This window comes from Lentzea sp. NPDC055074, from assembly GCF_053608005.1.
On sequence record NZ_JBSGUQ010000001.1, the window covers coordinates 138347 to 157903 of the forward strand.

The 19557-nt window shown below is 70.8% G+C and carries 17 protein-coding genes; 9 read left to right on the forward strand and 8 right to left on the reverse strand.

Features of this window, described 5'->3' with window-relative positions:
* The first annotated feature begins 415 nt into the window (after positions 1-415).
* From ACWF7A_RS00705 to ACWF7A_RS00725, 5 genes are all read left to right on the forward strand, one after another.
* The gene (locus tag ACWF7A_RS00705) at positions 416-1963 is read left to right on the forward strand and encodes a sensor histidine kinase (protein ID WP_452248270.1); all 1548 of its coding nucleotides are present in this window, start codon (positions 416-418) and stop codon (positions 1961-1963) included.
* Between the two features lie 11 nt (positions 1964-1974).
* Positions 1975-2262 (forward strand): DUF2188 domain-containing protein, encoded by a 288-nt coding sequence (locus ACWF7A_RS00710; protein WP_452248271.1) that lies wholly within the window; start codon positions 1975-1977, stop codon positions 2260-2262.
* A 157-nt stretch (positions 2263-2419) separates the two neighbouring features.
* A complete protein-coding gene (locus ACWF7A_RS00715) occupies positions 2420-3091 on the forward strand; it encodes a hypothetical protein (RefSeq protein WP_452248272.1) in 672 nt (223 codons plus the stop codon).
* A 196-nt stretch (positions 3092-3287) separates the two neighbouring features.
* Positions 3288-3566: a hypothetical protein gene (locus tag ACWF7A_RS00720; protein WP_452248273.1), complete on the forward strand. Its 279-nt coding sequence runs from the start codon at positions 3288-3290 to the stop codon at positions 3564-3566.
* 33 nt (positions 3567-3599) lie between these two features.
* Complete coding sequence (locus ACWF7A_RS00725) at positions 3600-4067, forward strand: AAA family ATPase (protein ID WP_452248274.1); 468 nt, start codon at positions 3600-3602, stop codon at positions 4065-4067.
* Positions 4068-4098: 31 nt separating this feature from the next.
* On the opposite strand, the gene ACWF7A_RS00730 is transcribed toward ACWF7A_RS00725, so the two are convergent.
* Both ACWF7A_RS00730 and ACWF7A_RS00735 read right to left on the reverse strand, forming a co-directional pair.
* Positions 4099-4395 (reverse strand): protease inhibitor I9 family protein, encoded by a 297-nt coding sequence (locus tag ACWF7A_RS00730; RefSeq protein ID WP_452248275.1) that lies wholly within the window; start codon positions 4393-4395, stop codon positions 4099-4101.
* Between the two features lie 194 nt (positions 4396-4589).
* Entirely contained in the window at positions 4590-5723 is a 1134-nt protein-coding gene (locus ACWF7A_RS00735) for a hypothetical protein (RefSeq protein WP_452248276.1), read from the reverse strand.
* A 259-nt stretch (positions 5724-5982) separates the two neighbouring features.
* On the opposite strand from ACWF7A_RS00735, the gene ACWF7A_RS00740 reads away from it, so the two are divergent.
* Positions 5983-7095 (forward strand): DUF3068 domain-containing protein, encoded by a 1113-nt coding sequence (locus ACWF7A_RS00740; RefSeq protein ID WP_452248277.1) that lies wholly within the window; start codon positions 5983-5985, stop codon positions 7093-7095.
* On the opposite strand, the gene ACWF7A_RS00745 is transcribed toward ACWF7A_RS00740, so the two are convergent.
* Positions 7080-8207: a hypothetical protein gene (locus ACWF7A_RS00745; RefSeq protein ID WP_452248278.1), complete on the reverse strand. Its 1128-nt coding sequence runs from the start codon at positions 8205-8207 to the stop codon at positions 7080-7082. The two genes, ACWF7A_RS00740 and ACWF7A_RS00745, sit on opposite strands and share 16 nt — an antisense overlap.
* Positions 8208-8456: 249 nt before the next feature.
* Between ACWF7A_RS00745 and ACWF7A_RS00750 the strand changes: the two genes are divergently transcribed.
* Positions 8457-9413, forward strand: coding sequence for a DUF3068 domain-containing protein (locus tag ACWF7A_RS00750; RefSeq protein ID WP_452248279.1), 957 nt, complete (start codon positions 8457-8459; stop codon positions 9411-9413).
* On the opposite strand, the gene ACWF7A_RS00755 is transcribed toward ACWF7A_RS00750, so the two are convergent.
* Positions 9397-10158 carry a class I SAM-dependent methyltransferase gene (locus ACWF7A_RS00755; protein WP_452248893.1) on the reverse strand — a complete coding sequence of 254 codons (762 nt, stop codon included), beginning with the start codon at positions 10156-10158 and terminating at the stop codon, positions 9397-9399. The two genes, ACWF7A_RS00750 and ACWF7A_RS00755, sit on opposite strands and share 17 nt — an antisense overlap.
* 102 nt (positions 10159-10260) lie before the next feature.
* On the opposite strand from ACWF7A_RS00755, the gene ACWF7A_RS00760 reads away from it, so the two are divergent.
* The gene (locus ACWF7A_RS00760; RefSeq protein ID WP_452248280.1) at positions 10261-11355 is read left to right on the forward strand and encodes a glycosyltransferase family 4 protein; all 1095 of its coding nucleotides are present in this window, start codon (positions 10261-10263) and stop codon (positions 11353-11355) included.
* Here the strand turns inward: ACWF7A_RS00760 and ACWF7A_RS00765 are convergent.
* Genes ACWF7A_RS00765 through ACWF7A_RS00775 form a run of 3 tightly spaced genes read right to left on the reverse strand, consistent with a single transcriptional unit; the run spans position 11330 to position 14131 of the window.
* Positions 11330-12298 carry a hypothetical protein gene (locus tag ACWF7A_RS00765; RefSeq protein WP_452248281.1) on the reverse strand — a complete coding sequence of 323 codons (969 nt, stop codon included), beginning with the start codon at positions 12296-12298 and terminating at the stop codon, positions 11330-11332. The genes ACWF7A_RS00760 and ACWF7A_RS00765 overlap by 26 nt on opposite strands.
* 57 nt (positions 12299-12355) lie before the next feature.
* A complete protein-coding gene (locus ACWF7A_RS00770; RefSeq protein ID WP_452248282.1) occupies positions 12356-12523 on the reverse strand; it encodes a hypothetical protein in 168 nt (55 codons plus the stop codon).
* A gap of 3 nt (positions 12524-12526) precedes the next feature.
* Positions 12527-14131, reverse strand: coding sequence for a hypothetical protein (locus tag ACWF7A_RS00775; protein ID WP_452248283.1), 1605 nt, complete (start codon positions 14129-14131; stop codon positions 12527-12529).
* Positions 14132-14233: 102 nt separating this feature from the next.
* Between ACWF7A_RS00775 and ACWF7A_RS00780 the strand changes: the two genes are divergently transcribed.
* A complete protein-coding gene (locus tag ACWF7A_RS00780) occupies positions 14234-15409 on the forward strand; it encodes a lipopolysaccharide biosynthesis protein (RefSeq protein WP_452248284.1) in 1176 nt (391 codons plus the stop codon).
* Here the strand turns inward: ACWF7A_RS00780 and ACWF7A_RS00785 are convergent, their stop codons facing one another.
* Positions 15410-19495: an alpha-(1->3)-arabinofuranosyltransferase gene (locus ACWF7A_RS00785; protein ID WP_452248285.1), complete on the reverse strand. Its 4086-nt coding sequence runs from the start codon at positions 19493-19495 to the stop codon at positions 15410-15412.
* Between the last annotated feature and the right edge of the window lie 62 nt (positions 19496-19557).

Genomic DNA, 19557 nt, shown 5'->3' on the forward strand with positions numbered 1-19557 from the left:
AGTTCGCCGGACGTGGTCGCGCGCCTGAGGTTTGTCACCGGCACGAAGAGGAACGTCCGCGCGCTCGGCGTCGGTCTCCCCTCACGCCACGCTGAACGCGACGGTCGGCGGCCTGCCCGAACCGTTCACACCTGCGCTCGAGCAGGCGGGTCGCGAGAGCGCCTACTTCCTCAAATCACACCTTCAGACAGCAGTCGCACTGCGACGTTCAACCATTCTTCACCTATGGATGAGCGGAAACGTGCGAATGCCGAACTCGAACCCTCCTTCGTCATGACTGATCAGGCGGATCGCCGCCTCAAACCCGCCGAGCACACCGGGCCCGGGTGAACCGCGTGCGACGGCGCGACCCTACGATTGCGCGGCTCATCGTGTGTTGAGCATGGCGCTCGGCGTCGTACTCGGGGAGGGTTCAATGCACGGGAGTCGGTTCTCCGGCACCGAAGCGAACGGTCCGTCGCTGAAGCTGTGGTCGGTGTTGATCTCGGGCACCCTGGTCGTGGTGCTCCTGGCGTCCACCGCCGCGGTCCTGCTGGCGATCAGCGGCCTCTCCCAGGCGCGGTCCAGGTTGCTGGACGTGGTCGGCCCCGCCGTGGTCAGCGCGCAGCAACTCAGTGCCGACGTCGTCGACCAGGAGAACGGCGTCCGCGGTTACGTGCTCAGCGGCCGCGTGGACTTCCTCAAGCCGTACGAGAACGGGCTGGACCGGCAGGTCGCCGCACGGGAGACGGTCACGGCCCTGGACGCCCCGAAGATCGCCGAGACCACGAGCGCGCTCGACCAGGCGCTGGCGGCGTGGCGCGGCCAGTACGCCGACCCCACGATCGCCGCGGTGCGGGGCGGCACCCAGGTTCCCGACGAGGCGATCGGCAAGCAGCGCTTCGACGAGGTGCGCACCGCCCTGTCCGCGTTGCAGGCCGAACTCGCCGTCGAACGCGCGAACGCCCGCGCGGCGCTCAACAACTCGGCCAGCACCATGGCGGCCACGTGCGTGGTCGCCCTGGCGGTGCTGCTGGTCGCCGTGCTGGGCTGCGTCGCGGCACTGCTCGGCTACGTCGTGCGCCCGCTGAGCAGGCTGCGCGGGGAGGTCGAGCAGGTCGCCGGCGGCGACTTCGCGCACACGGTGACGGCCAGCGGCCCGGTCGAGCTCCGCGCGCTGGGCCTCGACGTCGACAAGATGCGGACCCGCATCGTCGAGGAGCTGGACCAAGCGCAGGAACGCAACGTCGCGCTGGACGCCGCGACCGAGGAGTTGCGCAGGTCCAACGCGGAGCTGGAGCAGTTCGCCTACGTCGCCTCCCACGACCTGCAGGAGCCGTTGCGCAAGGTCGCGAGCTTCTGCCAGTTGCTGGAGAAGCGCTACCGCGACCAGCTCGACGACCGTGCCAAGCAGTACATCGACTTCGCCGTCGACGGCGCGAAGCGCATGCAGCTGCTCATCAGCGACCTGCTCTCCTTCAGCCGGGTCGGCCGCCTGCGCGACAAGCAGGTCGTCGTCCCGGCCACCGACCTGGTCCAGGAGGCACGCCGCAACCTCGCCGAGGCGCTGGAGGAGTCCGGCGCCGAGATCGAGGTCGGTGAGCTGCCGGAGGTGCGGGGTGAGGTCCGGCTCCTCGTCGCGGTGTTCCAGAACCTGATCGGCAACGCCGTGAAGTTCCGCGGCGAGCAGGCTCCCCACGTGCGGATCGACGCGGAGCCCGACGACGACGGCATGTGGACCTTTTCCGTGCGGGACAACGGCATCGGCGTCGAGATCCAGTACGCGGAACGGATCTTCATCATCTTCCAGCGCCTGCACGCCAAGGACGAGTACGCGGGCACCGGCATCGGGCTGGCCCTGTGCCGCAAGATCGTCGAGCACCACGGCGGCAGCATCTGGCTCGACACCCAGGTCACCAGCGGTACGACCATCCGCTTCACCCTGCCGAAGGTCGAGGCGAACGCCCTGGTGGCGGTCGACTGACGTCGCCGGGCGTGTCGGAGATCCCGTTCGCGGGCACCCCCTCGTCACAACCGACGAGCGAGGAGGCCGTGATGCAGGGCGATGTCGAGACGTACCACGAGAACGGGACCTGGAAGAACAAGGTCGAGGGCAACTCCCAAGCCTCCAGCACGCACGACACGAAGGACGAGGCCGTCGCCAAGGGCCGCGAGATGGCCATCGAGCGCGGTGCCGAGCACGTGATCAAGAACCTCGACGGCACGATCGGCGAGAAGAACACCTATCCGCGCAGCAGCGACCCCCGCGACATTCCCGGCTGACGCCCGCTGGGCCGTCTGTCCAAATAGCACAGATCAGCGAACTTCCGAGATCGCGCGGGGTGTCGTGGCGCCGCACCGCTGAGCACGTTCGTATCGTGCCGACGTGGAAAGTGATCATGAGGACGATCAGGACTGCTCGGAGCTGAGCATCGAGATGGTGCCCATCGCGCTGGCTGCCTTGATCGTCGAGCTCGGGGAGGCACGCCGCCTGGCCGCGGAGCTGGCCGGGATGACACCGGCGCAGGCCGACCGCTCGTGGTGCGAACAGCTCGAGGACGAGTACGAGGACGTCGAGGTCCGGCGCGCGACGATGGCGCGGCAACTGGCGCGCTGGCGCCTTGATCACCCCCACGCGTCGGGCCTCGACGAGCTCGCGGACCACATCGCCGAGGTGGAACCCGTCCGCCGGGCGCTGATGCGAGAGCTGGCACGACTGCGTTGCGCTCGCGGCATGAGCGGAACCCGCGTCGTGCGCAGGGCGGCGCTGATCCGCGACGATCCGCGATGGACCTTCCCGGATCGTGTTGCCGGCCCCTGCGCCTTGCACGTGTGGCGCGAGGATGAGACGCACCTCGTCGCCGTCGTCGCCGGCCTCGAGGCCGATGACGTTCTCCGCACCGGTGAAGCGCGCGATGCTGTGGTCGCGCGACTGCAGGCCGACCACCCGGACTGCGAGATCGAACTGTTCGTGTGCATGCTCGGCGCTTCTCCGGGCTGTGGCGATCGTTTCGAGTGCGCGACGCAGCCGGACGCAGAGCCGATCCTCGCGCACGACCTGATCGACCGGCTCGGCGTCGCCCATCACTACCGCTGTGACTGCCGGTCCTGACACCGTCTTCGGCCTGGTGGGAGGGACCGGCCACACATGGCCGGGTCGCCGGCCTGGCCCTCGCACGACGCTCCGCACTGTGATGACCACGGACGTGGTGTCGCAGGAAGGGGAACGAGATGGCAGCGGCCACTCCCGCACAGGCACAGCGGGAAAACAGGGGGCGCCGGTTCGGCGACGTCGCGGTGGGGGCGCGATGAGCGGCGGGGCGGAACGGTCACGGCGGGCAGCGCAGGAGGCGGCGGACGATCCCCGGCGCTACGTCGCCCAGATCGACCCGGTCCACGCCCGGTTCCTCTGCGAGCTGGACGAACCGGAGGGCATCACCCGCGGTCGCGGTGGCGGGGAGGTGATCCTCACCGCCGACGCTGTCGCCTACCTGCAGCAGCTGCCGCCCGGATGGGACGGCCAGGTCGACTCCGGCAGGAGGTGGATCCACTTCGAGGGCGCGCCCCACCCCCTGAAATGTCTTTGAGCGGCAAGACATCCGGCCGGTAACGTCCTCCCGATGTCGACGATCTTGGTGACCGGCATGTCGGGGACGGGCAAGTCGTCGGCGCTCGCCGAGCTCGGCCGCCGCGGCTACCGAGTCGTGGACACCGACGACCCTGGCTGGCGCGAGTACCACCCCCATGCCGTTCCCGTCGACGAGCTGCACCGCGGTGAATGGCTCTGGGTCGAGGAGAGGATCACCGAGCTCCTCGACTCCGACGACGGCAGGCCGATGTTCGTTCAAGGGTGCGTGCGGAACCAGTCGCGGTTCTACGACCGCTTCCAGGCAGTCGTCCTGCTCAGCGCACCGAGGCACGTCATCCTCGACCGAGTGGCGCGCAGGACGACCAACGACTACGGCAAGACGGCGGTGGAGCGGGCGATGATCCTGGCCGATCTCGCCGAGGTGGAGCCGCTGCTCCTGCCACCTGCACCCACGAACTGGATGCCGGCCGCCCCCTCGACGAGGTCGTCGCCGGCCTGATCGCGATAGCGGAGGGCCGCTGAACGTCACGTCAGTCGATCCGGTCGACGCCCCAGTTCGGCGTGGGCGTCTGGCTGTCCATCGTGGACATGCGGTTGACCTGCTGGACGTAGGAGACCTTCGGGTCCTTGGCGAGTCTCGCCGCCTGCGCCGCAGACATGGTCGCGGAGTACCCGTCGACCACCTTGTCGTAGAACTTGCGCACCGAGCCGCCGTACCGCGCCACCATGGCCGAGGACTTGACGTCGGCCTCGCCCTTGAAGACGACGATGTACCGGTCCGCCACGGCGGCCGCGCAGGCGACCACCCTCATGATTTTCTCGCGCATCGACGTGCACCTTTACTTCGCAGGGAGTGCGGAGCAGGGACCGCGGTGGTGACCGCGGGGTTCCGCCGCCTGAACGTAGAAGTGCGGCTGTTCGGCCGACAACACTCAAAGCTGTGGCCGGGAAGACCACCTACCGCACCACTTACCGGCGAACGCGGGCGAACGCTCGTCATCCGGTAAGTGGTGCCGTGAGGTCAGCGCGCCGAGTACTCGGCGATCACCGCCCGCACCCGCAGCGGGCTGGAGCCGGGCACGTCCGCCGAGCCGACCGCGATCATCCGGTTCGTGCCGGGAACAGCGGTGATCGCGTTGTAGGACGCCCTCGGCGAGTCCACCGGTGCGGGAGCCGGGGTGGTGGTCCACCCCGCCGGGCCGCGGGAGTGGAAGGTCGCGTCCGGGTAGTCACCGATGACCCACGGGGTGTTGTCCGCCCCGACCGCGATGCCGGGGGTGACGGAGGTGTCCAGGCCGTCGACGACCTGCCAGGTCGTGCCGTCTCCTCGCACCACGACGGTGTCGGTCCCCATGCCACCGCCGTCGCCGACCGCCCAGATGTCCTTCGAGGACGTGCCGTCGAGCGACTGCAGGGTGACGGGCGCCTGGTTCAGTCCTATCTGGACGGTTTGCCACTCCGTGCCGTCCCAGTGGAACAGGAGCGGACCCACGTACCCGTTCCACCAGCCGTTGCCGGCGGCCCACACGTCGTCGGGCGCGAAGGCCTTGACGGCGTTGATGGTGCAGAAGTTCGGGAAGCTGCCGCCGTTCACGCACTCGTTGGGGGGCTGGTGTTCCTGCCAGGACGACCCGGTCCACTCGTGGAAGACCGGGAACCTGTCCCGGTAGCCGACCAGCCAGGCACGACCGTCCACGACGGAGAGGTCCTGGATCGAGAGCGTGCTCGGGGTGGCGCCCGGCGGGTACGGCACCTCGGTCCACGTCTTGCCGTCGAAGCGCCACACCAGCGTCGTGTTGCCTTCCGACGACCGCGGCACGCCGGTGACCCAGACGTCCTTCGCGGACGACGCCGCCACGTGCTGGAACGAGATCTGGCCCTGCACGACCGGGAGCGACGTGCGGGACCACCTGGTTCCGTTCCACCGCAGCATCATCGGACCACCGGTGGTGGGCTGGTCCGGGTGGTAGCCCTCGATTCCGACCGCCCAGGCGTGCCTCGCGTCGACCGCGGCCACGTCCCTGAGGTTGCTGGTGATCGTGGTCTGCGGGATCTGGGCCAGGCGCCACGCGGGTGCCGACGCGGCGGCCGGACCGGTACTGGCGGCGACGACCGCGACGGCGAACGCCGCGGTCACCCATCTGCGAACTCTCATAAGTCCCCCAAGCTCTGGAGCTGATCAGGACCGTGCGCAGCCGATCATTCCCGGGACCTGGCGGCCCACCAGGTTCTCCCGTCGTCTTGACCTGGTTGTGCGGAGATCGTGGCCGAGCCGTCGCGGCCAGGTAACCCGAATGGGATTCAGGTATGCCCTTGTGATCTAGGTCACCGGCCAGGTACAACTGAACGTACGGTTACCGGAAATCACGCCTCACGGATCTCCCTCCCTGCCAACCGAATACTTGTGAGGACCTGTGCGAACCGCAGTCGTCGTCGCCCTGCTCGGACTCGGTGCCGTCGCCGTAGCGACCGGCCTCGTGCTGCAGCTGCACGCCTATCCCCTGCTCGCGAAGCTGCAGCACGACATCGACACGGTCTCCGTCTCCGAAGGAGAAGGGGTCACGGCCGTCGTCCACCCGCCCGGCGGGATGCCCGAGGTCCGCCACAACCTGAGCCTCACCGCGACCACGCACGTCGAGGGTGATCTCGCGGCCCCGGAGGTCGAGAAGGACAGCGACGTCACCGTGTGGAAGCGGGCGACGATCGTCAAGGAGAACGCCGGCAAGCTCGTGCTCAGCGCCGAGGTCCGCAAGATCTGCCTCGACCGGCGCACCGGCGAGGCCGTCGCACCCTGCCACGGGGAGTTCTACGAGACCGAGCAGGGCGAGCGGATCACGGCGCAGGGCAGGCAACTCCTGCAGCCCGGACTCAACTTCGTGTTCCCGTTCGACACCGAGCAGCGCGACTACCGTTGGTACGACACGGTTCTCAAGCGGCCGGTGGACATCCACTTCGCCGGAGAGCAGCTGCTGCAAGGACTCGACGTGTACCGGTTCGTGCACACGGTCCCCCAGACGGCGCTCGACCGGTTCGCCGTACCGGGGTCGCTGCTCGGCAGTCCCGAGCCGTCCGTCGACGTCACCCAGTACTACGGGGTGACCCGCACGTTGCTGGTCGAACCCACGACCGGCGCGGTTCTCTCGGTCAGCGAGGACATCCGGCAGGAACTGCGGACCGACACCCAGCAGGAGGGCGCCGGAACCCCGGTGTTCGCGGGAGAACTGCGGCTGACCAACGCTTCGGTGACCGCGAACGTGGACCAGGTCAAGGAGAACCTGCCGAAGCTGTTCGTGATCACCGCTCTCCCCTGGGTCCTGGTCGTCGGCGGCGCCGCGCTGATCGCGATCGGCCTGGTCCTGCTGCTCGTGCGGCGGACCGGCCTGATCGCCGGGCCGCTGGCGCTGGTCATCGGTGCGTGCCTGGCGGGCACGATCACTTACTCCGTCACCAGCGCCGGCGACCCGGACGGCTCGCTCGACCTAGAGAACGTGGTGTCGTCCTCGAACGTCGACTACGGCCTCCGGTGAGCTCCGTGTTCCTCCTCGATGATGCGGGCCACGCGGAGCAGCTCACCCTCCGCCCTGGGCACCGAGATCAGGGTCACCGGCAACGGGTTGCCGTCGGCGTCCGAGCCCGCGCGCAGGGACACGGCCGGATAGCCGCTCACCCTCCACAGCGGGGAGAACGGCGAGGTGGCGCCGTTGCGCACCAGCACGGCGCCGGGCAGAGACATCGTCTCGGCTGGGCCGGTGTGCCCCGGCGTGACCAGCACGTCGACGCCGGTGAACATGTGGTTCATCATCACCCGCTCCGCCGCCCGCATCGACCGGCAGATACCCCGGAACGGTCCCGGCACGAAGCGGTCGAGCAGCGCCAGCTCACGGGGACCGGCGGCCAGGTGCGGTGCCAGCAGGAGCCGCGACTCGCTCGCGAGGTGCGGGTCGTGGTCGACCACCTCGTTGACGTGCAACGACAACAGCGCGGCCACGTCCTCGACGGCCCTGCGCATGGGCGCGCGAGTGCGGGTGGTGACCGACAGGCCGCGCAGGGACACGCCGATCCTCAGTGGACGGTCCGCCGGATCGGCCGCCCAGCCCGTCCCGCGCAGGACGTGCTCGACGTCGGCCACGGTCCTCGCGACCACGCCGGACCCGCTGGAGGTCTCGAAGCCGACGACGCCCGCACCGCCCGCAGGCACCTGCCCGGCACCGGGTGCCCGGCGCGCCAGCACGGCGGACACCACGCCGGTCGCGACGGCGACGGCCGTGCCCGACACCTTCGGATCCAGTGCGGTGGCGGGAACACCCGCCGTCGGGTTGCGATGGAGCTCGGCCGCGGACGTCGTGCCGACCACGACGGCTCCCGCCGCCACCAGCGCCTCGAAAGCCGAGCGGGGCAGGGAGTCCTCGACCGCCAAAGGCAGTCCGAGCAGACCGCCGCTCACCCCACCTGCCAACCGCCGATCGGCCTCCTCGGCACTGCGCCGGGCGGCGGCCAGATCGACATCTGTGAAAACCTGCCGCACGGATTCCAGCCGGCGTTCGGTCGTAGCAAGGAGTTCTGCGGCGGTCGTCGCACCGCCGGCGAGCAGCCGGGCCTGCTCAACTGCTCCGGGATAGCACACAGGGGTTTCTTCCACGTGTCTCTTCCTCCGGCTTCGTCGCCGATGAGTACGGAGCTGGTTCGTTCAGCCGCTACCCGTTGGACAGCAGGGGTTCCGCCGAACGGCTCTGCGGTTCGGCGGCCGAGTAGCTGCTTTCTTCACGCGGACCGATCAAGATGACTTGAGTCACCCCGGTCAGGGGGTTGCGCAGAGGTTACTGTCCGGTAGTTTCCTCGCCACTGTGACGTCCCTCTCATACCCCGTACACCCCCAGAAGGAGGACGAGTGCGACGTGTTGCGAGCCTTGTGCTGGTAGGCCTGGGCATCTTCTCGCTGGCGCTCGGAGCAGTCCTGCGCTTCTACGTGTACCCCGAGCTCGCCGTCGTACCACTCGACCAGAAGACGGAGTCCGTCGCCGAAGGCGCCGCCAAGGTCTTCTACCCCAAGGAACTCGTGGTCCGGGACGCCCGGCTGACGGCGACCCGCAAGGTCGAGAGCAACCTGACCGTGGCCGAGGCCAAGGTCGGCGGCGACGTGATGGTGTGGGACCAGGGCCTGGTCGTCACCGACTCCGAGAACCAGCTCGTCTCCGCGATGAAGCACCGCGTGTGCCTCGACCGGCGGACGAACATGGCCCTGCAGGACTGCACCCAGCAGTACGTGACGGACGCCGAGGGCGACCCGACCGCGGCCGACAAGGCGGTGCGGCAGGAGGGCCTGAACTACAAGTTCCCCTTCGACACCCAGCCGCAGGACTACGAGTACTTCGACACGACCCTGCGCAAGGCGACGACCGCGCGGTACGAGGGCACCGACGAGATCCGCGGGCTCGAGGTCTACAAGTTCGTCCAGAAGATCCCGTCGACCAAGTTCCGCGACCAGGAGGTGCCCGGCACGCTGGTCGGCAGCACCGAGGCCTCCGTCAAGGCCGAGCGCCGCTACTCGAACACCCGCACCATGTGGGTCGAGCCGGTCAGCGGCCTCATCGTCAAGGGTTCCGAACAGCAGCGCCAGGCACTGTTCGGGCCGGACGGAAAAGAGGGAACGGTACTGCTCGACGCCACCTTGACGTTCAACGAGAAAACTGTCGAGGAATCGACCGAACGGGCAACCGAGGCACGCGACAAATTGACTCTGATCAGCCGCACCGGACCGATCGTCCTGCTTTCGGTTGGCCTCGTCATGCTGCTGGCCGGAATTCTTCTCGGAGTGCTCGGACGGCGGGCTAGGCACGTCGCCTGAGCACGATCACGAAGTTCCACGAGGCGACCTCCCGGACCCCCGGCACGCGGGTGATCCACTTCGCCCACCACGGGTGGTACCGGGGGAACGTCTCGACCACGTCGGCGACGGTCTGGCGGTGTGCCCACCGCTGGACCGCCCCGACGCTCACCGGGAACAGGGACGTGCCGAACGCGTTCTTCGGCGGCTTGCCGTTTCGGCGCTCATAGCGGCGGCGAGCGTAGTGCCCGCCGAGGAAGTGCCACGGCGCGGTCTCGTGCCCGCCCCAGGGTGACCACCACGGCGTGTACGACATGAAGACGGTGCCTCCAGGCCTGGTCACACGCACCATCTCGGCCAGCATCAGCCACGGGTCGTCGACGTGCTCGAGGACGTTGGACGAGTAGCAGACGTCCACCGAGCCGTCGCGGAACGGCAGCGCGGTCCCGCTCGCGCGGATCATGCCGGGGTCGGGCTCACCACGGGCGGACAGCTCGCCGACGTCCGGGTCGAGGCCCACGTACCGCGCGCCGGCGCCGCGGAACGCCTCGGCGAAGTAGCCCGGACCACCACCCACGTCGAGTACGACGGCACCGTCCAGCGACGCGTACGAGGACACCTGGGAGACCGAGTCGTCCGCCAGGATCCGGTAGAAGTGGTCGGGGTCGGACTGTTCTTTCAGAAATGCGCGAAAAAGCCGAACGGCGCGATTGAAAGTTGGCTTTCGCAACTTTTCCCGGGCCGAAACTGAACCGATCTCGACCATTGCCATCTCCCGCATTCCGTCTACCATGGCTACCTGGCAGTAACCTAGCATCGGGAGAGGCAGATGTCGCGTGGTCCTGATTACCGGCCGAGCATTCTGCTGGTGAATTGGCGCGACACCAGACACCCCGAGGGCGGCGGTTCCGAACGGTACGTCGAGCGGATCGCCGAAGGCCTCGCCCAGCTCGGCTACCGGGTCTCGATCCAGTGCGCGGGCCACGACCGCGCCCCGTCCGGCGACTGGGTGGCGGGCGTCCGCTTCCGCAGGCGCGGCAACAAGTTCACGGTCTACCTGTACGCCCTGCTGGCGATCCTGCGCTCCGACGCGGACGTCATCGTGGACGTGCAGAACGGCATGCCCTTCTTCAGCCGCCTCGTCGCGCGCTGCCCCGTCCTCGTGCTGGTGCACCACGTGCACCGCGAGCAGTGGCACAGCGCGCTCGGCCCGTTGCTCGGCCGGGTCGGCTGGTGGATCGAGTCCTGGCTCGCGCCCCGGCTGTACCGCAAGTGCCGCTACGTCACCGTGTCCAACGTGACGCGCGACGAGCTGGGGCAGCTGGGCGTCGAGCTGCGACGCACCGCGGTCGTCCCGAACGGGCTGGACGCGCCGCCCGCGGTGACGGCCCGCCGCACGCAGGCCCCGGTGCTCGTCGCGGTGTCGCGACTGGTGCCGCACAAGCGCCTGGAGCACGCCATCGACCTGGTCGCCGAGCTCCGTCCACAGTGGCCGGACCTGCGACTGGAGCTCGTCGGCGAGGGCCCGTGGAAGGACGTCCTGCAGCAGCACGCGATCGACCGCGGCGTGCAGGACAGCGTCGTGCTGCACGGGTGGGTCGACGAGCAGGCCAAGCACGAGATCCTCGCCGGGGCGTGGGTGCACCTGTGCCCGTCGGTCAAGGAGGGCTGGGGCATCGTGATCATGGAGGCCGCCGCGCACGGCGTGCCGACGGTCGCGTACCGCTCGGCCGGCGGCGTGGCCGAGGCGATCGTGGAACACGAGACCGGTCTGCTGGCAGGCGACTTCGACGAGTTCGTCCGGCACACGACCACGTTGCTGCGCGACCGACCGTTGCGCGCCAGGATGGGCGCCGCGGGCAGGCGGCGCGTCCGGCAGTTCAGCTGGGAGGAGAGCCTCGGGGCGTTCGAGAGCGTCGTGCACGGCGCCTTGCGTGCTACCGCCGGGCCTCGTGACCGCTGAGCACCGTCTCGCACAACAGATCCAGCAGCCCCGCGGCGGCGGCCGCGTCGAAGTCGCGCCGCCGCACGCGCACCGTCGCCGTGGTGACCTCCCCTGTCGTCACCACACCGAACGCGACGCCGGAGCGACCGCTCGCCGCGGGGTAGAAGCGCAAAGCCGTCACACCGGCGTCGACGACGCCGAGGTTCGACACGAGGAACGTGCTCCCGAGGCGGGACGCCAGCAACCTCATCCCCCAGCGCGCCAAAGGGTTGTGCGCGCTCGGGAACCCCGCCTCCGGCGCCGAGGACGCGAGCAGGACGCGCACGTCCTCGTCGGTCGCCCCCGGTGGCAGCCGCAGGCGCAGCAGGGCGCTGTCGGCCTCGGGACGCGGATCGGCGCCACCACGCCAGGAAGCGCCGATCGCGGCGACGACCCGGCCGTGCTCGGCGCCACGGGCGGCGTTCCACCTCCGCGTCGTGCCGAGCGCGGCGGAGGTGAGCCCGGCGCTGCCCAGCTTCACGGCGGGCAGCACGCGGGACACCAGGTGGTCGCCTAAGTCGTTGCCGTGCAAGGAGGGCTGGATGCGCGTGGGAGGCGCCCACACCGCCTCCCGCACGCGGTCGAGCGCGCTCAGCAGGTAGGTACGGTCGGAGCCGCGCGCGGCCACTCCGGTCGCGGAGCTCCGCACGGGTTCGCCCAGAGCGATGCCGAGCAAGGCGAGCAGGCCGAGGCCGTCGACGGCACCGTGGTGCGCCGCGATCAGCAGGGAGTCACCGGCGAGCGCGACCCGGACCAGCGGGTCACCCTGGTGGTAGTGGTCGTCGGCGAACGCGGCCCGCGCACCGTCCAGATCGGACGGAAGGAGCACGATCGCGGCCGGGCCGAGGTTCGGGAACTCCGCGCTGGCGCGGGACATCCGCGCGGCGACCACCGCCGGGTCCGGCATCTCGCGCGGAGTCACCTCCAGCAGAATGCTCCAGGAGGCCGCCGGATCCCCGGAGAAGGCCACGGGCACCGGTCAGCGGGAGCCGTAGTCGAGGACCTCGGGCGCCACGGCCTTCTGTCCCTCTTCGATCCGCTGCTCGACGACCTTGTCGGGGTTGTTCTGCTCGACGACGATCACGCCGACCCCTCCGGCGAGCGCGGCCCCGGCAACGATCGCGACCAGCACCGAAACCAGTTCCACGTCTTACTCCTCAGGTCGGGGTGCCGCGAATCTACCGGCCGGTAACCGTCTCCACAACAGGCTCGTACCGATCAGTGACCCGGCCGCGACCCAGGCCAGCACAACGGGCGCAACGGGTGCGCCGTTCGGTTCAACCGGCGTTGCTCCCGGCACCCGGTACAGCGTCAGCTCGGGTCCGTCGTGGACCTTCTCCAGCCGTGCGAGCAGGTTCTCGTCCACCCGGCCCGGAGTGCCGCGTTCGACCAGCACCCAGCCGATGCCGGTCAGGTCGCCGGCCCGCAGGCGCGCGGCCGCGGGGTCCTCCCCCGACACGATCCGGCCGCCGACGGACAGCGAGTCGTCCACGACGGTCGTGCCGGGCAGGAAACGCGGCGCGGGGTCGAGCTGGGTGCGCCGGTCGTTCCAGTCGAACCTGCGGAACGCCGACAGCGGGTACACCGCCACGGCACCGGGCTCGTCGACGAGCTCCTCCCGCACCGCCGCCCAGTCCGCCGGGTAGTCCACCGGCTCGAGCCGTCCGAACCCGCCCCAGGCCAGGTCCGGCAGCAGTCCCAGCAGCAGCACGGCCACGAGCAGCCGCCCGCGCAGCCGTTCCACCGCGGCGGCCAGCCCGAGCGCGAACGGCAGGGCCAGCCACGCGACCCACTTCTGGCTGTCGCGCAACAGTCCCGCGCCCGGGACGTGCTCGATCAGCGCCTCCAGCAGCGTCACTCCCCCAGGCAGCACGGCGAGCAGGGCCAGCACCGCGCCGAGCGCCCCCAGTCCCGCCAGCGGCCACACGGACACGCGCTTCGACAGCTCCCGCAACCCGAACACCGCCGCGGCGAGGAGCAGCAGCGTGATCACGGGCAGGGCGGGGTTGGCGCGGCTCACCGGGACCACCTCGGCGTTCCAGATCCCGCCCAGGCCCAGCACGCTGAGCACCGGACCGCCCCAGTTCTCCGCCCGCGCGCTGAACGCCTCGACCCCCGCCGGGTCGGAGAGTCCGCTGTGCAGCAACGAGGGCACCCACCACGGCGCGTTCAGGACGACCCCGACGCCGAGCACCTGCAAGGCACCGCGGCGCCCTGCGGTGGCCAGGGCCGTGCCGAGCGCGAGGATGCCGCCCGGAGCCGAGAGCACGGCGGGCAGGCTGACGAGCACGAGCCGGGTCCACGCCCGCGGTTCGCCGTCCCGCATCTTCAAGCCCGCCATCGCGACCCACGGCAGCGCCGCGTACCCCAGCAGCAGCGTCCAGTGGCCGATGAAGAGCCTCTCGGCCACGTAGGCGTTCCAGGAGTACGCCACGGCGGCGACGATCCGCACGCCCGTCCTGTCCGTGGGCACGAGCCGTCCGGCCCCCAGCGCGCCGACGAACACGATCGCGAGGAGTGCGAGCTTCTGCACGAGCTGACCGGGGACCACCTGGGTCGCGAGCGCCACCACGGCGTCCACCGGCACCGCGCGCGGCAGGGCGTCCCCGAGCCCGAACGCGGCGGCGTTGAGCGGCTGCTCCGGCGTGAACACCATGTCGTAGACGAGGACGTAGCCCGGCCGCAGCACAGGTGCCAGCGCCGCCAGCGCCAGCGTCGCGCACGCGGCGTAGAGCGTCAGTCCGTTCGGCCGCACTTGCTCCCTCTCCGGTCGCGCCGGGGCTACAGTCGCCGAAACTACCGGCCAGTAGTACTCGCCGGTAGTACCGCGGCAGACCTGCCACCGGAAGGATCCCGCGTGTCCGCTCCGGCCACGACCACGACCCGCATGGACGCCGTGCTGATCACGGGCGCGCTGCTGGGCGCCAACGCCGCGAGCTACCTGCTGACCATCGCCGCCGCACGGGTCCTGGCCCCCGCGGTCTTCGGCGAGCTCAGCGCCCTGCTCGCGCTCGTGGTCATCGGCGTGGTGCCCGCCATGAGCCTGCAGACCGTCGCCGCCCTGCGGGTGACGAACCTCGGCCCGCGTCCGCTCTTCGGCCTGGGGCTGAGCGTGAGCGCCGGGATGACCGTGCTGACGCTGGCTCTCGTGCCGTTGCTCGCGAACCTGCTGCACCTCGACGGTCCCTGGCCGGTCGTGTGGCTCGCGCTGTCCCTGGCCCCGCTGACGGTGCTGGGCGTCCTGCACGGACTCCTTCAGGGCACGCACCGGTTCGGCGCGCTGGCGTTGCTGGTGTCGCTGGAAGGACTCGGCAAGGTCGGCGGCGGGGTGATCGGCCTCTGGCTCTCCCCGTCGTCCACGTCGGTGCTCGCGGGCACGGCGATCGGCTCGTTCCTCGTCGTGCTGACCGGGTGGCGCCTGTGCGGCCGTCCTCGCCCGGCACGCCCGGCGGGCGGGCTCGACGTGCTGCACGCGTCGCAGGCGATGCTCGCGCTGGTGCTGCTCGTCAACCTCGACCTCGTGCTGGCCCGGCACCAGCTCGCGGACCAGTCGGGCGGCTACGCCGTGGGGGCGGTGGTCACGAAGATCGCGTACTGGCTGCCCCAGGCGGTCGGCGTGCTCGTGCTGCCGCGCATGGCGGACGCGGACGACCGGCGGCGGATGCTCCCGAAGGCCCTGGCGATCTGCGCGGGCCTCGACGTGTTCGTGGTCGTGGGCTGCGCGCTGTTCGGACCGCTCGGGGTGTCGCTGATCGGTGGCGCGCACTACCAGGGCGACTCGATCCCGTTGTGGCAGTTCGCTCTCGTCGGTTCGTGCCTGGCGCTGGTGCAGCTGCTGCTGTTCGCCCGGATCGCGAGCGGGGACCGGCGCTCCACCGCGGCCGTGTGGATCGCCGTGGCCGCCGAGATCGCGCTGATCTCCCTGTGGCTCAACGACTCCGCCGGTCAGGTCGTGACCGGCGCGCTGCTCGCCACCGCGGGACTGGTGGTCGCGGGCACCGTCATCGAGGCCCGCGGCAGCCGCCAGGCCTGATCACGGCGTGACGGGCGCCGTGGTCTCCACGTCCTTCTCGGCGTCCTCCTCGGCGTCCTCCTCGGCGTCCTTGCGGCCGAACGGGCGGAACGCCGCCGCGACCACCGCCGAGACCGCCACCAGCAGCGACGCCTGCACGAGCGGGACGTAGGCCCACTCCTGCCCGTGGCCGAGGACCCGGCCCAGCACCGCGACGACCGACCCCAGCGCGACGCCCGCCACCGCGATCACCTTCGGCGCGGCCGCCCAGAACTCGCGGGCGAGCAGGCACGCGATCACCGCCACGATCGGCAGCATCCCGCCCAGCACCGCCAGCAGCACCAGCATCGCGACCATCAGCCACCGGCTCCGCGACGGCGCCACGAACGTCACGCGCCGCCGCACGGGGACCAGGGCGAGCACGAGAACGCCGAGCACGCCGAGCACGCCGGCGAGCAGACCGGTGCGGTACCGGGCGTCGGGCCCGAACTCCAGCGCGACCACACCACCGTCGCCCTCGGGCAGGACGTAGGCCTGCTGCCACCCGTCGACCCGGACCTTCTCCAGCACCTGACCGTTCAGGGTCGCCGTCCAGCCGTCGTTGACGTTCTCGGGCACCACGAGCAACGCCCGCGCGCCCGGTCCCACGGTGACCTCGCGATCGGTGGCCTCCCACGCGCCGACGGTCACCTCCCGTTGCGTGGCAACGGGTTTCGCGAGATCGAGGTGCGTCACGGACACGTCCTGCACCACGAACGAGTCGGACCGCGACGTGGTCAGCACGTGGTCCCCGGCCGGCAGCTCCAGCGCGGTCGCGAGGTCGTCGTCGCACAGCACGGCCTGCAGCGGCAGCCCGGCCACGACGTCGCCGAGCACCCCGGACACCGAGCTGGTGATCTTCTTGCCGTCGATGTCGACGACCGGGCCCTGACCGCACGGCACGGTGAACGGCGTCGTGGCCGGTACCGGCTTCAGCACTCCGTCCAGGGCGGGCACCGCGAGCTCACCGATCTCGGCCGGTCCGGAACCGCCCGCCTCGCGCACCACGATCTCGAGCTTCTCGGTGTCCGCCGGTTTGATCGTGACGAGTCCGCCTTCGCCGACGCGCACGACCTCCGTGGCGGCGTCGGTGCTCACCTCCAGCTCGATCGGGGTCCTCGCCCCCCGCACGCCCTCGATCCGGAACTCCGACACGGTCCGCTTGCCCTTCCAGGCCACCGTGAGCGTCGGACGGATGTCCGTCACGTCCGGCACCCACGACGTGCCCAGGTCACCGTCCACAGCGGACAGAGGACTCGCCGCGACGTCGCCCGCGAGCGAGGTCGACCCCGTCACCGACACCCCGTCCGGGGACACCGGGTTCTTCGCGCCCGCCGCGGGGACGACGGTCGCCCGCACGGCGAACTTCCCCGCGACGGAGGTGCGGAACAGCCGCGTGAGCCCGTTGACCTCCTCGCCGAACCGGGACAGCGAAGAGTCGCACCGCACCGCGTCACCCGTGCGGTAGCAGGCGGGACGCGCCTGGCTGCCGCGGGTGAACGAGAAGCCCGGCTCGGCCGCGTCCCGGTCGCGGGGCACCCGCAGGGCCCGCTGCGCCGTCATGCCCGGCACGCTCAGCTCCTTGACGCCGACGTTGCCGTCCTGCCGGTCCGCGGCGACGCCGAGGAACGTCACCCGCACGCTGCCGGTCAGCCCGGGGCTGACGGCGTACGCGTGGGGGCCGCCGCCGGTCGGCACGTCGTGCTCGCTCGACCCCGTGTCCGTCGTGATCCGGATCCGGTTGACCGTCCACCCCACCCGCAGGTCGTCGACGAGGTCGAGCTTCACCTCGCCGACCGCGCGCGGGGTGTCGAGGTCGATCTGCAGCCACTGCCCTACGGGGCCGGTGTAGCTGGAGGAGTGCCACGCGGTGCCACCGTCGCCGTCGACCGCGGCGAACGGCGAGTTCGCGGGGTCGATCGCCCCCGCGGCGTCGGCGTACGCGGTCGACGTGGACGCCCGGACGGCCCGGATCCCCCGGTACTCGGCCACGGTCTGGTGCCGGACGTCCTGGAACGGCGACACGTCCAGCGCGACACGGCCCTGCCGGGACGCCTCGTCCGCGGACATCGTCTGGCTGAGGTTGTCGGACACCCTGCCGACGTTGCGCTCCTTGCGCCGGAGACCGTCGGTGACGAGCAGCTCCGCGGACTCCTCCGTCGCGTCGCCGGCGAGGATCGCCGGCTGGTCGGTCTTGAGGAGTCCCTGGGACAGCAACGGCAGCAACGACTCCGGCCCGCCGCTGACCGTCGGCACGTCCGCCGCGTTGACCGCGGTCACGACCGGGACCGGACGCTTGACCTCGAAGATCTCCAGCGATCTGCCGGTCGCGGCCGCGTCGACCGAGCTGACGAGCCGCTGGTCGCTCATCCGCACCTCGGGCCCGAACTCGGCGACGCGCTCGATGCCGGGTGATCCCCGCAACGCCTGGCGCAGCACCGCGAGCGGCGGCGAACCGGTCTGCTCGCGGGCGATGTCGTTGCGCAACAACAGGAACCTGTAACCGCCACGCGCGAGGAAGTCGGCTAGCCCCGCCGAGCCCCGCCCGTCCGCGAGTGCGTCGTAGACGGCGTCCATGTACCGGGTGTTGCCCTCGGACCCGAGCGGTACCTGGTTGCGCACCGCCCACGGCGCCTCCGCGAGCGACTGCATCGGCTCGTCCACGGTCCTGCCCCAGGTGTACTGGCCGAAACCCGTGGCGGGCAACAACAACGTTCTCGCTCTGGCGTCCTTCTCCGCGAGCCAGCCCGCCGCCTCGCGCCAGTGCCCCGGAACCTCCGACCAGCCGAGCCCGGGCCGCAGGGTGAGCAGCCACGCGGGCGCGGCGACGACCGCGATCAGCAGCAGGGCCAGGCCGGTGCGGGCCCGCCTCCGCCAGTGCTCGGGAGCGGCGCGCAGCCCGGCCGGACGGGACAGGTGCAGGCCGTGGACGAACCCCAGGACGATGCACAACCGCAGCACCGGTTCGAACTTGTGCACGTTGCGCAAGGGCGCGAGCGGCCCGTCGAGCAACCCGCGGACCGTCTCGGCGAGCGGCGAGTCGAGCGACCCGACGTAGCCGACGGTCAGCAGCGTCAGACCGGCGAGCGTGCCGAGCACGAGGAACCGGCGTTCGGGCAAACCGAGCCGGGCGAGGCCCACGACGCCGATGAGCGCCACCGCCGCCGTCCCGGCCATCAGCACCGGGTTGTCCACGAGCAGGAAGCCGTTGGGCCACCACGGTTCGCCTTGGAGCACGTACGCGACCCACTGGTTCGTGCCGCGCAGGACCTGGAACAACGACATGGGCGCGGTGGTGTTCGCGGCCGACTCGATGTAGTCGAGGAACGGCAGGCTGTACCGGCCGAGCAGCAGCAGCGGCACGATCCACCACAGCGCGACGGCGAGCACGCATCCCGCCCACCACAGCACCAGCCGGACGTGCGCGCCGTTCCACCTGCGGGTGAGCAACCAGATCCCGGGCAGGACCAGCGCCATCACGACCATGGCGCCGTTGATGCCGCCCATGCACAGCACCGCGAGCGCGGACAACGCCGCCGCCCGGCGCGGTGACCCGATGCGGTCCGCGAGGACCAGCGGCAGCAGCACCCACGGCAACATGACGGCGGGCAGCATCTCCGCCGACAGCGGCCCGATCTCGGTCAGCACCCGGGGCGCCAGCGCGTAGGCGAGCGCACCGGCGTACCTCGTCGGCTCGTGGCCGATGCCGAGCGCGCGGGCGAGCCGCAGCACGCCGTAGAACGCGAGGCAGAGCAGCACCGCGCACCAGAGCCGCTGGGTGACCCACGCGGGGATGCCGAGGAGCTGGCCGGCCGCGAAGAAGGGGCCCATCGGGAAGAAGTAGCCGTAGGCCTGGTTCTGCAGCTCGCCCGCCGTCGCCGCGGGGTTCCACAGGTGCAGGGCCCTGCCGAGGAACCCGGCCGGGTTGACGGCCAGGTCGAGCTTCGTGTCGAACGTCGCCGTTCCGAAGCGTTGGGCGAACGACAGCACCGTGAGTGCGAGGAGCACCCACGTCGTCGGGTTCCGGTGCGCGATCTTCAGGCTGCTGATGGCGCAGGAAGTTACCACCGGGTAGTGCTCGCGGGCGACTGTCGCTATCTTGGGCCCCACGACCGTTCTGGGGCGCACTC